The 12,380-nt window shown below is 66.2% G+C and carries 14 protein-coding genes; 8 read left to right on the top strand and 6 right to left on the bottom strand.

Annotation, left to right across the window (positions count from 1 at the left end; translation table 11 throughout):
• Positions 1-151: 151 nt before the first annotated feature.
• Together HNR15_RS17285 and HNR15_RS17280 are read right to left on the bottom strand one after the other, a co-directional pair.
• A complete protein-coding gene (locus HNR15_RS17285) occupies positions 152-1,504 on the bottom strand; it encodes a ParB/RepB/Spo0J family partition protein (protein WP_179483869.1) in 1,353 nt (450 codons plus the stop codon).
• Between the two features lie 468 nt (positions 1,505-1,972).
• A complete protein-coding gene (locus HNR15_RS17280) occupies positions 1,973-2,422 on the bottom strand; it encodes a DUF6573 family protein (RefSeq protein WP_179483868.1) in 450 nt (149 codons plus the stop codon).
• Positions 2,423-2,736: 314 nt separating this feature from the next.
• Between HNR15_RS17280 and HNR15_RS17275 the strand changes: the two genes are divergently transcribed.
• The 3 genes from HNR15_RS17275 to HNR15_RS17265 are packed head-to-tail and all read left to right on the top strand — an operon-like array spanning position 2,737 to position 4,439.
• On the top strand, positions 2,737-3,510 hold the full coding sequence (locus HNR15_RS17275; protein ID WP_179483867.1) for a ParA family protein: 774 nt from the start codon (positions 2,737-2,739) through the stop codon (positions 3,508-3,510).
• Positions 3,511-3,512: 2 nt separating this feature from the next.
• Entirely contained in the window at positions 3,513-4,166 is a 654-nt protein-coding gene (locus HNR15_RS17270) for a hypothetical protein (RefSeq protein ID WP_179483866.1), read from the top strand.
• Positions 4,167-4,226: 60 nt separating this feature from the next.
• A complete protein-coding gene (locus HNR15_RS17265) occupies positions 4,227-4,439 on the top strand; it encodes a hypothetical protein (RefSeq protein WP_179483865.1) in 213 nt (70 codons plus the stop codon).
• An 856-nt stretch (positions 4,440-5,295) separates the two neighbouring features.
• Here HNR15_RS17265 and HNR15_RS17260 read toward each other — a convergent pair.
• Together HNR15_RS17260 and HNR15_RS19000 are read right to left on the bottom strand one after the other, a co-directional pair.
• Positions 5,296-5,745, bottom strand: a complete 450-nt coding sequence (locus HNR15_RS17260; RefSeq protein WP_179483864.1) for a hypothetical protein — start codon at positions 5,743-5,745, stop codon at positions 5,296-5,298.
• A gap of 1,027 nt (positions 5,746-6,772) precedes the next feature.
• Entirely contained in the window at positions 6,773-6,988 is a 216-nt protein-coding gene (locus HNR15_RS19000; RefSeq protein ID WP_425484567.1) for a plasmid mobilization protein, read from the bottom strand.
• A 279-nt stretch (positions 6,989-7,267) separates the two neighbouring features.
• On the opposite strand from HNR15_RS19000, the gene HNR15_RS17255 reads away from it, so the two are divergent.
• Positions 7,268-7,864, top strand: a complete 597-nt coding sequence (locus HNR15_RS17255) for a helix-turn-helix domain-containing protein (RefSeq protein ID WP_179483863.1) — start codon at positions 7,268-7,270, stop codon at positions 7,862-7,864.
• A complete protein-coding gene (locus HNR15_RS17250) occupies positions 7,861-9,156 on the top strand; it encodes an MFS transporter (RefSeq protein WP_179483862.1) in 1,296 nt (431 codons plus the stop codon). Before HNR15_RS17255 ends, HNR15_RS17250 begins: the two co-directional genes overlap by 4 nt.
• Positions 9,157-9,163: 7 nt before the next feature.
• Here HNR15_RS17250 and HNR15_RS17245 read toward each other — a convergent pair whose 3' ends face one another.
• Positions 9,164-9,475 carry a helix-turn-helix transcriptional regulator gene (locus HNR15_RS17245; RefSeq protein WP_179483861.1) on the bottom strand — a complete coding sequence of 104 codons (312 nt, stop codon included), beginning with the start codon at positions 9,473-9,475 and terminating at the stop codon, positions 9,164-9,166.
• Between the two features lie 113 nt (positions 9,476-9,588).
• Here HNR15_RS17245 and HNR15_RS17240 point away from each other — a divergent pair, with 113 nt between their 5' ends.
• Entirely contained in the window at positions 9,589-9,765 is a 177-nt protein-coding gene (locus HNR15_RS17240) for a hypothetical protein (RefSeq protein ID WP_179483860.1), read from the top strand.
• Here HNR15_RS17240 and HNR15_RS17235 read toward each other — a convergent pair.
• Entirely contained in the window at positions 9,739-10,122 is a 384-nt protein-coding gene (locus HNR15_RS17235) for a hypothetical protein (RefSeq protein WP_179483859.1), read from the bottom strand. The two genes, HNR15_RS17240 and HNR15_RS17235, sit on opposite strands and share 27 nt — an antisense overlap.
• Positions 10,123-10,323: 201 nt before the next feature.
• On the opposite strand from HNR15_RS17235, the gene HNR15_RS17230 reads away from it, so the two are divergent.
• The gene (locus HNR15_RS17230; protein ID WP_179483858.1) at positions 10,324-10,674 is read left to right on the top strand and encodes a hypothetical protein; all 351 of its coding nucleotides are present in this window, start codon (positions 10,324-10,326) and stop codon (positions 10,672-10,674) included.
• Positions 10,675-11,143: 469 nt separating this feature from the next.
• Positions 11,144-12,379, top strand: a complete 1,236-nt coding sequence (locus tag HNR15_RS17225; protein WP_179483857.1) for a hypothetical protein — start codon at positions 11,144-11,146, stop codon at positions 12,377-12,379.
• The last annotated feature ends 1 nt before the right edge of the window (position 12,380 follow it).

Genomic DNA, 12,380 nt, shown 5'->3' with positions numbered 1-12,380 from the left:
TAGTCCTCCTGCGGTGTGGTTGATAGTTAGAGTCTAGCTGTTTAACCCTTATCAGTAGGTGTCTAGCTGTTTTATCTTGCCTGGTGAGACGGTTCTAATGCATAACGCCCCGGCCCGTTGTGCGGGGTCGGGGCGTCCGATTGCGGTGGGGCTAGAGGATCGCGCGCTCGACCGCGCTGGCCTCGTATCCAGTCCCGATCAGGGCTCGCATCATGGCTTTGTCGGTGTCTCCGGGCCGCTCCATCGTGTGCAGGCCGGTGCTGGACTCCCATTGCATGAGGGCCATCACCGTGGCGACCGCCAGCCTCCGGGCTGCCGTGGTCCGACGACCTGCCCCCTCCTGGCCGAGCTTGTACCCGTCGACGCCGGGGAATTTGCTGGCCACCTCTCCTAGGTGCCGCCAGTGCAGGCGGGTGGTCGCGGTGGCGAGGATTGCCTCGTGGCCTTTCGGGGCCATCTTGGCGGCGGCTAGCTGACCGATATAGGTACGGCGGGCGTTCTCGGCCTCGGCCCATGCGGTGCGCTGCTCTCGCAGCTCGCGGCGTTTGGCCTTGGCCTGCTCGGCATCGAGCAGGGTGCCCTCCTCGGTGGTGACGCGCCGCATGTAGCCGTTCTTAGCGGCGTCACTGACCACGGGCAGCACCCGCACGTACTTCTGGGTGCTGTAGGTGCCGTCCTCGCCCTTGACTCTGCGGGCATCGACCCGCAGGTCGAATTCGACGCCGGGCATCGTGACCAGCTGCTCGGGGTTGCTGGGCAGCGGGTTGCCGTTGCGGTAGGTCAACTCCCCCGGCTGGGGTCGCCGGTCGCCGTAGTCGGCGCGGGTGAAGGTTGCGCCCTTGGCCTCCCACTCGCCGCGCGCCTGGTCCAGCAGCGCGTCATCGGCCTGCTTCTCCTGCCATGCCTCCACGCGCCGCGCCAGGCCCGCCCCGGTGGTGCGGTACTGCGTCAGGAACGCGGTCGCCTCCGGGTCGTCCTGGAACTGCACGAGGATCGCCAGGTCGGCCAGGTCGTAGGCGTCCTGCTCGTTGACGCTCTCGCGGGTCACCCCGACCTTGGCGGCCTTCTTGACCTGTGCGACGTGCTCCTTGGTTACGCCCATGCGTCGGGAGATTTCGGTGGCCGGGACGCCGAGCAGGCTCATCTGCTGCACGGCCTCGAACCGGTCCCCCTCACTCATCGCCACCCGGGTCTCATTGGCGACCCACTGCTCGATGATGCGCCCGGTCTCGTCTCGGGAACCACCGATCAGGGCGGGCATGTCGGCCAGCTCGGCCGCGATCGCGGCCAGGGTGCGCATCTGACCGTCTACGACGATGACGGTGCCCTCGCTGTCGCGGTAAGCCGATACCGGGATCAGGACGCCGTTAGCGCGCACGGATTCGATGAACGGCTCCGAGGGGTGCGCGTCGGTGCGGATGTTGTCCCCAATCACGACCTCGCGCGGGTTCACTCGCTCTACGACGGGCGTACTCACAGCGATGATGTTCTGGTTGTTCGTCATGCTTCCTCCTGCGGTGTGGTTGATAGTTAGAGTCTAGCGGTTTTGGGCTCGTCGCAGTAGGTGTCTAGCGGTTTATCTTGCTTGATGAGACGCCAATTTGAGCCGAGCGGAGTAGCCGATTCGAGGCCGCCCCTCCCCTCCTCCTGGCTGTTTGTCCCCCGCCGCATTCGCCACTGTTGGCCGCCAGCCTCAGCGCGCCCGCCTACGGGCGCCACCTGCGCGGCGGGGACGGAGCCGGCGGGAAGGACGCACCCGTCGTGGGACGCCCTGGCGGACCGAGGGCGGGTGCGTCCTGGACGACGTCGCCGACCCCGACGGTTATGACGCCAGCCCGTAGGGCTGTCCGTTCTGCGCGTCAGCGCAGGTGCTGCCGGGCATCCGGTGGTGGACTGGCGGTTAGCGGCCGCGAGCAGCTGGCGGTTTCGCGGGCCGCGCCGTCTTGGCCACGGCCCGCATGTGCGGATGGTGCTAGTCCTCGGTCGGAAGCATCACCGTGATGAGGGGCCTGCCCAGATCATCGCCACCGAGCACGGCGTGCAGGCACACCATGCGCGGGTGCACTCCGGCCCCAGTCGGCGGCACAACGAGCACCGAGAAGGGCACCCGGGCGGCCCTGTCGCCGGCCAGAGCGCGGCGATGGAGAGCGGGTGCGGCCAGGCGCAGCATGGTCAACACGTCCCACGCCCGCCCGGTCTCGTCTTGTCCGGTCCCTTCGGACTTGGCCTCTTCCTGCGTTTCGCCCCAGGCCACCACCGCAGCGTGGGCCGCCGTCGTGAGGTCGACCGGGGCAGCGATGCCTGCTTCCCGGGTCAACTCAGGGTCTAGTTCGATGAGGACGCCGTCGGCCAAGGCCTGCTCGCGGGTGTAGGCGTGGATGATGCCGCCGGTCCCGAACGGGGACGGTTCGTGGTGCGTCATGGGTTCCTCCTGCGGTGTGGTTGGTAGTTAGAGTCTAGCGGTTTGAAGCTTAAACCGCTAGACCTTGCATCGCCATTTGCGTGTGCCGCTAGCGGAATTTTCGTCTTGCCGCGAAAAGAGAGGCGCCCTCTGGGGCGGGCAAGTGTGAAGACCGGCCTGCCCCAGAGGGGCTCGGCGCGCTCACCCTTCAGCAACCACACCTCAGGAGAGTTGCGCCGACCCCCGAGCGTAGCGAAGAGGGCCGGTGCTTGTTTAAACGCTAGCGGCTCGCTACATTGTGGGTGAGTCGCTAGCGTTTTAGTAGGGAGGGTGTCATGGGCAGGGTGATCGCGATCTGCCAGGAGAAAGGCGGGGTCGGCAAAACGACCTCGACGTACCACCTTGCCGCCGCCGCGGTACGCACCGGAGCCAAGGTGCTGTGCATCGACCTGGATCCGCAAGCCAACCTGACAAAGTGGGTGGCGGGGGAGTCCCCGGCCCCCGACCAGCTGTCGGTGGCCGACGCACTCAGTGAGCAGGCCGGCGACGTGACCCTGGACGACGTCTTGATCGAGGGCCGCTGGAACGGCCTGACACTGGCGCCGGCGGTGAAGACACCACTCAGCCGCGCCCGCAACGAGCTGGTGATGGCCACCACGGGACGTGAGGCCCGGCTACGGCGCCTGCTAGAGCCGATCCGCGACGACTACGACCTGACCCTCATCGACGGCCCACCAGACGTCAGCCTGCTAACCATCAACGCGCTAGTCGCCGCGGATGCCGTGGTCCCGCCTTGTGCACCGGCGGAGCTGAGCTTGGACGGGCTCGCGGAGCTGATGGTCACCGTGGAGTCAGTCCGAGAGCACTACAACCAGGACCTGCAGCTCGGTGGAGTCATCATCAACCAGGTGCGTCGCACGCGCACCAGCCGCGACCGAGAAGCAGAGGTCCGCGGATCGGGGCTACGGGTGCTCAGCCCTTCGGTCCCGTTCCGCGTAGAGATCCAGGACTGTGCCGAGAGCGGCGCCCGCCTCGAGGAATGGCCTGGCGGCTACGCCCTGGCCGACATCTACCTGAACTTGCTGCAGCAGCTGATCAAGGAGAACTGACCATGCCGACCAAACGCGAGCCCCGCCGCTCCGTGCTGGCCCAGGGCCACTACGCCGACCCCACGCCCGCTGCCGCCGTGGCAGCACCCGAACAGTTGCCCTCGCCACGTGAGACGCAGCCGGCCCCCACGTCAGCGAAGAAGGAACCTGCAGCTGCGCCAGTGGGGGAGCAGCCCGCACGACCCGCCGCCGCCAGGACGCGCCGCAAAAACGAACCGCCACCGGGTTTCGTGGAGTTCAACATGTGGTGGAAGCCGGGCACCTTGGAACTGGCCCGCGGCGCGTTCACCGCCGAGCAAGAGATCGACCCGGCCACTCCGGCGACGTTCCGAGAGTGGATCGCAGCCGCGATCAGCACGGTGGCCCGCATGAGTGTGCAAGACCGTGTCCGAGCCATTCAAGGGGCCGTAGCTGCTGAACCCGGTCGAGGACTCTCCAGGCAGTACTTCATCCCCCAGGCCTCCGTGGACGACCTGGACGCGGCCATAGCGGCCGACTTCGCCGAGCTAACGGTGCAGCGGTCCAATAGCGACTTTGCGGTCACTGCCGTCCGGGTCGCGATCGCCCGCGCCCAGGGCAGCTACCAGGACCGCACCGGACGGACCGAGCTTCCCGTCGTCGCAGCTTTACGCCCCGGCCGACGCGCTCGTGCCTAACCGCTAGACACTCACACTGGGTAACAGTGAGCCGCTCACCATGAACCGGAAGGACTACGCATGACAACCACCACGGACCGCTACTTCCATCTCGGCACCGACGGCCTCCTGCACGGTGTGCTCACCATCAACGGGCACGCACAATCGTTCTGCGACACCCCACTTGCGCCGGATGCCGGGACTGCACCGGTCCACACCGACTGCATGATGGTCGAACTGAGCCGACTCCACCACCGTTCGACCAGCGGAGAAGGCGAGAAACCCTTCATCTAACAGCCGGCAGCTCACTGTTTGTACCAGTTAGCTGCTAGCGTTTACGGCAGCACCGGGAGAAAGGGGGGCCTGCTCGACCGGTGCTGCCTTTGGACCACGCTAGCGATGTAGGCCGGTGCTGGTGAGGGTGCTGACCTGTTAAAGCGGTAGCGAGGGTGGCTGAACCATCGCTAGCCGTGACGAGCCTCCGCGCGCATCAGTCGCCCCGAGCGATGATCACGGTGCCAAAATGCTGGGATGAGCACAGCAAGCGGCGAGGTCGTCGGGTGCACTGTGATGATGGTTGCGCTGCTGGCGTTGATCGCTTGGGGCCGGGGCGCAGGTGTTTTCGTATGTCGAGTAGTGGGCCACCGAGCGCGACCGGTGTCAGTGCAGTTTGGCCAATGTCACCTCATCGGGTATCGGGTTCATAGGTCGCGCGGAGGTGGTGGGGAGACGGAGATCCCGGCCTACGAGTTTGTGCCGCTGGACGAGCCCATGATGCCAGCGGTCGCCTGCTGGGTATGTCGTGATCTGCCCGGGGTGACGGACAAGCGGCCACGACAGATCACGAAGGTGCCCACCGCCTGGTGACCACACAGAACGGCCGCGCCAGCGGCACGTGCCGGCGCGGCCGTTCTGAGTTGATGAAGGGGGTCAGTCGCTGTTGCGGCCTCCGCCGATGCGGGTTGAGTCGATGCCGCTGCCCCCGCGGCTGAAGCCGCCGGTGCCTCGGGTGTCGTCGGTGATGCGTCCGGTTCCGGTGTGTCGCTGCATTGGGGTCCTCCCTGACCTAGGTGCTCGTAGACCGGCTGGTCAATTGATCTGCACGGTAACCACGGTGATCGGGTGCTGGCTAGAGCCCAGGATGGACGGTTCAGAACGGGGGTTCCTCGACGTCGATACCAAATGAGACCGCGTTCCAGGCGCCGTCTCGTCGTTCTTGCTGTTGGCGGTGCCACCGCAGGTGGGGGCAGGGACGCGCGGCGACCAGGTCGTCATGCTCGCCGACGACGTGGATCCACCCGTCTTGGCAATCTGGGTTGGTGCACGTCGGCTCCTCGCTAGCAGCCCAGCACCGGTCACAGACGACTGGCGTGATCGGCAGATCACGGGCGCGCCCGGATCGGGTGTGGCAAACGTGGCATAGCTGGTCAGTCAGGACTTGGTCGCCGTCGAACGCGAGACCGGGGTAGTCCTGCACGGGGTCGAGGTGTCGAAGCAGGCCGGCCAGCAGGATCGCCGGCCGTGTGCGGATCATGGCGGTGTCCAGCTGGGCCAGTTCCCGTCCGTTCCGGGTTGCTGCGTCGCGTAGTGCGCCGAGCACGTCTGCGGCGCTCCACGCCGGTGAGGCAGTGGCGAACCTGTTCAAGCATGGCCAGAGGCGTCCGGGGCTCTCACGTGCCAGCCAGGGCACGATGCGGGCCAACTCAGCCGCCAACGAGCGGGTCCGCGGGTCGGCTCGGACCCGTTTTCGTTGAGGCAGGGGCCGCGAAGCGGTCTCCGTTGTGCCCGTCAGGGTGCATAGGTGATGTGTTCCGATGTGAGATGTAGGGGAAAAGCCCCCCCAAGGGGGAAGGTGGTCGAAGCGTGACCACATAGTGAAGCGACCGGAGCGAGGTGTGGAAAACCTCGCGGCGGTCGCGGGGGGAATTGCAGCCAGCTGCCACCCTGAGGTCAGTCCTCGTTGGGAGTGCCCTGCGCCACCAGAGTCACGGTGCAGCTGGAGGCGCTCTTCGCGTCCGAGTTGACGTGCGCGGTAGACCTCTAGCGCCAGTCCGAGGTCTCGGGCGACGTTCATGGCCCGCTGGACGGCCTTGTTCTCGCGATTAACCATGGCCCCGACGGCCTCATACGGGGCCCAGCACATCCCGGTGCTGGTGTCGGCCTTGATTGCGGCGGCGGTCATCGTGGCGATCCAGGTCGCGACGGCGATGTCGCGCCGCTTACAGACCGCGACACATTCGGGGGAGCGGGCCACGCTGCGAATCAATGTGACGTACGTGCGCCGGCATGACCACCGTGGAAGCGCACGCCGCACCCTCCGCGGGGGTTGTCCCGGGCCGACCCCCGTTCCCCACGGCGCCCGACGTCGACTAGCGCGCTGTGCAAGGCGCAGCTGAGTGGACCGGCGGGCCGCGGGCAGGCTTGGGACCTCCACTTGCGCGCCAGCGGAGACACGTTGGTTGAAAGACTTTTCGGCAGCATGAAGCTGAGGTATTGTGGGCAGCACGAAGCCACCTCTCCTGATGGTGCGGATTCGTAGCCGGCTGGTAACCGGCGCAGAACTTAAGTGCTAGACGACAGGCCGCCGCTGTAACGGCGGCCTTTGTCGTGTCAGGGCACTGCCCTGATCAGGATCCGGTCAGTGGCAACTCCTGTGCCTGTCGAGTAGTGCCAGCGCGACGGCGCGGCGGGTATGGACGGCCGAGGGCTTTGGCCCAGACGTAGTCCTGCACAGTGACGCCAGCTGCGCGAGCGGAGGCTTCAATTTCAGCCTTCTCGTCCGGGGTCATCCGAGTGCGGATCTCTGCCGATCGCTCATGGCTGCGCCATGTCCGGTGGTCCATTGTCGAACTATGGCACGCAGTGGTCGCTGGCGGTGGGGAACCAGTGCCCTCGGCGTGTCGTCCGGGGCTAGTCGTGGCGAGAGCAGGGCACCATCTGGTGGCCCTGCTCCCGCTGATGTCTGGTGTGGGGGCTGTTTCAGCCGCCGTTACCGACTCGCCCGCTGCAATGCATGACGTTCCTCCTTGGAAATCCGACATTCGCAGACTACTCGCGTCAGGGCGCTGGTTAGAGGGGTTCTGCGCCGGTTTTCCGCCCATCCGCCCCAGTAGGGTTGCGCCGTGATCGAGTGGGATGAGGGGGATCTCGCGCGGCGTACGCCGGACCCGACCCCCGAGGTGCTGGCAGTAGTGACCAACCCGTTCTGTTGGCGGGTGTGGGTTTTCCTGCTGGGAGCTGGTCCTGCTCACGCGAGGGATGTCATGGGCCCAGCAGGGTTGTCCGAGGCCAGTGTTCTGAAGCATCTGCAGAACCTGCGCAAGGCTGGCTTCGCGATGTCGTCAGTAGGGGAGAAGCAGGATCGCTGGCGGTGGTGGCAGGTCGTCCCGGGCGGCTTGAGGTTGACTGATGTGCTGCACACCGGCGATCAGCAGCGGGCTCTTCAGCAGTGGTTAGAAGCGTTCGTCATCAACCAGCAAACCATCCTGCGGGAGTGGTTGCGCCGACGTGATCGCGACCCGGAGGAGTGGACGCAGGCCGCCCTGTCGTTTGAGATCGTGGCGCGACTGACGGCCGGCGAACTGGACGCGATGTCGGAAGAGATCTACCAGGTCATGATGAAGTGGCTCGCTCGAGCCAAGGAACACCCTGCCGACATGGAGGGGGTGCGGTCGGTTTACGCAGCCGCGAACGCAGTGCTGTTGACGGGGGAGAAGTGAGCACGTTCGTCTCAAGGGGGTCCCAGCTGCGCCAGGTGATCCCCGCGCCGGTCAGAAGGGTTTTCGCAAACCAGGGGTATCGCCGGTTCGGCGCCGCTGTGGGTGTAGACCGTTTCGCCGGCACGCTGTGGTTGGCCGTGGTGGCCTGGGTCGCCAGCAGCGCCAACCACTGGGTGTACGCCGCAATCATGACGCTGGGCACCCTCCCCGCCATCCTGCTGCTGGTCTTTGGCGGTGCGGCCAGCGACGCATTCGGCGCTGGCCGCGTACTGCTGGTCACTAGCGCTTTGAGGATCGCTGTCGCCGTCGTCTGGGCGGTGGCAACCCCGTTCAGTGGACGCACCACGCTGTTATGGGTGCTCACCGCGGTTGCTGTCGTCTGGGACGGCATGGAGGGCTACCACGAGCCAGCGGTGGAGGCCTATCCGAACTACTTTCTGCCTACCACGGAGCTGTCCAGCGACGCGGTCGATGCCGATCGCCTCATTGGTCGGATCGCACAGACGTTGGGGGCGGTGACTGGTGGCGTCGTGCTGGGTACCGCCGGCGGCCTCACGACATCGGCTGTGGTGTTCGTCCTCCTGCTTATCGCCGCGGCGGTCCTTTACGGCCGCACGTCCAGGTTGGTCGGATTTCCCCAGGAGAGGGTTGATACCGAGGGAATCCTGGGTGATGTGCGCGCCGGAATGCGTCTCGTGCGAGCACAGCCGGTCCTGATACGCACGTACCCGGTTCAGGCCGTGACCTCAATGACCGGCGGTGGAGCGGTGACAGTGGGGGCAGCGCTGCTGGCAAGGCACTATCACTGGGCCGCGGCTTGGTACGGGGTGTCGTTCGGCGGCTTCATCGCCGGCATCTTGATCGGGACACTGTGGGCCATCCATCGTAAGGACCAAGCCCGGCATCACGTGCGAACGGCACTCATCGGCGCCAGCATCGCCGCGATCGCCGCGCTGGTCGCAGGACTGACCAGCTCGGCGCCGGTCTACGCCATAGCGGTGACACTGATCGGCATCACCACAGGACCCATGGGCCCGTACCTGACCGGGTATGCCCGGGTACGCGCAAAAGACCTCAGCAACGACGGAGAGGTCACCGGCAGGATGCTGGCGCCGTTGCTACTCGGACTGCAGCTTGAACCGCTGGGGTACCTGATCGTGGCCGGCGCGGCGGCCGCCGGCTCGATCTCCGCAGGGATCGTGGTGCTGGGGTTGCTGTCGCTGGCGACGTGCGCCGTCGCTCTTAGCTCCGACCAGGTGCGGCAGGCCGGAGTCGCCACTACGACCGCCTAGAAGGCGCTCAGCGACGGGGCGGCCCTTCCAGCTCACTTGCCAGGGTGCCCCAGAGCACGTCTGCGGGAGAGAATCCGGGGTCGAGGGTCTCAACGAAGAACCATCGGGGGTCGGCGTTGGTCGCGTGGATGCATGCGGCGATCGTTTCAAACGTGGGGTTTGATCGTGCTCCGGTGCACAAGTTGTAGAGATATCCCGGGGTTCGCTCGACGCCCAGCAGACGCATCTGCCGCTGCAGATCGGGGATCGACATCCCCGCCGCCTCCAGGGCCATGACCAAACGTTCCGCGAACGAGGGGATCTGTACCGGTTCAGCCATGGACAATTCTCTCAGAATACACGTCTTTACTCAAAACTTACTGCTGCGGCATTTCGTGAGGCCCTGTCCCGTGGTCATATGGAACCTAAGGAAACTCCGGGGAGGAGCACAAGATGTCGCAGCACACCCAGCCGGCCCAGTCCTCAGTGGTGGCCGAAGTGTCGCAGATGGTGCATGAGGCGGCAGAGCGCATCCCGTGCGCGGTGTTGAGTGGTCGTCAGGCCGAAGGTGTCTTGCAGCGTGGTCTTCGAGACCTGGTCGAGTCAATGGTCGTCCAGATGAGCGCGTAGCTCAGCGAGCTGTTCGGGAGTCATGGAGAAGACCTTGGTGGCGAGCTCCGATCGAAGAGCCACGGCTTCAGTTTGCAGGCGGGCAATGTCGGTGCGGATGGCTAACTCGACGTCGTTGTCACTGAAAAATTCGATAGGGATGGCGAAGTAGCGGGCTAACCAGCTGAGCAGCTCGAACGAGGGCGCTCCCGACCGGTGTCCGCTGCGAACGTTTCGAAGATGGCCTGAGCTGTAGGTGGGGCCGTCTTGTTCGGCGATCCAAGCGACGGCCGCAGCCGGAGAAGCGGGGTCGCCGGTGACTGCGGGAACGTTTTTGAAGAGAAAGTCCACCTTCTCGCTCACCGAGGTCTGGGCCACCGCCCTACCCAACCATCTTGCTGTCCGTAGGCGTAGACAGGTTCGGCCTATCTCATCCATAGATGCAGAACTCATCTTTAGATGCTAGCGTGCTGACTAGCAGCCGTGCAGCTTCTTGCCGGTTGCCCGCCGAGCACTGGAGGCACCGAAGTGACGTTCAACGTTCGAATGCCACTGCCGGAGGGATCACACCCTTCGGTGATGGGCGACGTGATCGCCAAGGCGGTGCCGGGCTTGGTGCAGATGCGTGCGTCGCGCACCTCGGTGACGTTGCGCGGGCCAGGTCATCTCGCGGATTTGATGTCGGCGTTGAAAGCTTTCAGAGACAAGGCAGCCCATTGCGCCGTAGCGGCTGAGCAGGACGCGAGCTGCCTGCAGAAGCCCGAGCTGCATGCTGCGTCTCTAGAGAAGTGGTCTGCGCACATCCTGCGGATTGAGCACGCGGATGCGCTGTTGAACGCCCTGGCGGGCTCGATTGGACCGGCGGTTTCCTCCCCGTCATCGGCCGGTCTGATCGCCCGTCAGGGTCGGGGGGCTGTTGCTTATGGCTGACGACCCATTCGACCCAGCCGCGGTGCAGGTGTTCCCCGAGGTGCGAATGGCTCTTATTCGCGGCCACGTGACGGTAGACGGAGAACCGGTGGCCGTGCCGCCAGGAATGACGCCGCAAGAGGCAGGGGTGCAGGTGGTCGCTGCTCGCGCGGCTGCCCGGGAGGGTTCCATCCAGGCAATCCGCGCAATCGCAGAAGACGAGGCAGGCAATACCTGGCCAATGGTCGTCGATGCCGACGGGCGGGTGTGGCCAATGACGGATTCGTGGGACTCAGCCGAGGCGGCGGGCAGCACCCAGCGCAGCGGTCAGAAACGAACTGGGGCACGCGTGGCGGTGCTGGGCACTGCGGTTCTGCTGGTTGGAGGCGGGATCGGCGGCATCGCGGTCGCGCACCACGGTTCCGGACCGGCTCCGCATCCTGCGGTTACCCGAACAGTCACGCCGTCAGCGACGCCGACGGAACTGCCAGTGGCCGCCCCGGTGGGCTGGTCACCGCAGGCCTTCTGGTCATCCGCGGCCGTGGCTGCGGTCGATGCCACTCAGCAGACAGCCTCACCGGTCGCGGTCAACGGCTCGTCGATCTACGCCGTCACGACTCACGGCAGCGGCGAGATGGCGTTGAGCGCGTTGAGCGCACGCACCGGCGCCCCTGTGTGGAGTAAGGACCTTGCGGGATCCTCGATCACGACCGGCCCGACTCTGGGCCGCGTCGCGGGTGTTCCGGTGGTGATGGTGGCCACCGACACAGAAGTGAGCGCCTGGTCGATGACCGGGCAGCGGCTGGGGGAGTGGCCGGTGCCCACGGCAGGCATCGATACCGCGGTGGTGTTGACGCCGGCGGGGCCGATCATTCCCCGGTCACAGACCACGGTCTCGATCGTGGGTTTGGGCGGCAAGCTAGTGACGCGTGCGCTGCCCCCTGGCGGGCGCGCGGTGGCGATCCTGCCCAAGGACACGTTGCTGGCCACCGACAGCGGGGGGCATGCGTGGAAGGTCAGCTCGCCCACCGTGGCGGGCAACCCGACCGCGCTGTCGGCCCCGAAGGGATGGACCGGCGGCACGACCGTTGCGGTCACCGACACCACGCTGGTTCAGCAGTGGACCCCGGCCAAGGCCACCACGACCGGGGCGGTGCTCCTGCGCGCGACCGCGCTGGACGGGTTGCGTGCCAGGTGGACCACGGGGTCGATCAACACCCAGAACGCGGCCTCACCGCTACTGGTCTCACCCTCGGGCACACTTGGGGTGCTTGGTTCCTCGGTGGTTGATCTGCGCACCGGGGGTCTGCACCAGCTGCCAGCGGGGTGGACCGCCCGGCAGGCGGGGGATCAGGTCATCTGGTGCACCAACGCTGACCAGCAGACCGTCGCCGCCTCGGTGACGGGCACCCCGCTGGGCGGGGCCAGCACCGGCACCACGTCGACGCTGAACAACACCAATGGGGCCACCGGCGCGAGTGACCCGGTCATCCCGGCTGGGACCGTGGGCACCTCGGCGTTGGTCATCGGTTCGGCCGACGACACGGCCCGCCTGTACCTACTGCCCAGCACCGCGGCATCGACACCCTCGGCAACGAGCACCCCCTCCAGCGTGCCTGCCACGACGGCACCGCCCACGCCGGCCAAGAAGCCATCGCCCACCTCGAAGCCGAAGGCAACGAAGAAGCCTGCCGCAAAGGGCTCTAGCAGTGCGGGTGGGAAGTAAC

The sequence above is a fragment of the Allobranchiibius huperziae genome (assembly GCF_013410455.1).
In the GTDB taxonomy this organism is placed as follows: Bacteria; Actinomycetota; Actinomycetes; order Actinomycetales; family Dermatophilaceae; genus Allobranchiibius; species Allobranchiibius huperziae.
Note: the sequence above shows the minus strand (reverse complement) of the source record. Positions and strands in the feature narration are given on the sequence as shown.

Excerpts from the sequence above, each read along its gene's own strand:
- HNR15_RS17285 (WP_179483869.1), bottom strand. The coding sequence starts at position 1,504 with ATGACGAACAACCAGAACATCATCGCTGTGAGTACGCCCGTCGTAGAG.
- HNR15_RS17280 (WP_179483868.1), bottom strand. The coding sequence starts at position 2,422 with ATGACGCACCACGAACCGTCCCCGTTCGGGACCGGCGGCATCATCCAC.
- HNR15_RS17275 (WP_179483867.1), top strand. The coding sequence starts at position 2,737 with ATGGGCAGGGTGATCGCGATCTGCCAGGAGAAAGGCGGGGTCGGCAAA.
- HNR15_RS17270 (WP_179483866.1), top strand. The coding sequence starts at position 3,513 with ATGCCGACCAAACGCGAGCCCCGCCGCTCCGTGCTGGCCCAGGGCCAC.
- HNR15_RS17265 (WP_179483865.1), top strand. The coding sequence starts at position 4,227 with ATGACAACCACCACGGACCGCTACTTCCATCTCGGCACCGACGGCCTC.
- HNR15_RS19000 (WP_425484567.1), bottom strand. The coding sequence starts at position 6,988 with ATGGACCACCGGACATGGCGCAGCCATGAGCGATCGGCAGAGATCCGC.
- HNR15_RS17245 (WP_179483861.1), bottom strand. The coding sequence starts at position 9,475 with ATGGCTGAACCGGTACAGATCCCCTCGTTCGCGGAACGTTTGGTCATG.
- HNR15_RS17240 (WP_179483860.1), top strand. The coding sequence starts at position 9,589 with ATGTCGCAGCACACCCAGCCGGCCCAGTCCTCAGTGGTGGCCGAAGTG.
- HNR15_RS17230 (WP_179483858.1), top strand. The coding sequence starts at position 10,324 with ATGGGCGACGTGATCGCCAAGGCGGTGCCGGGCTTGGTGCAGATGCGT.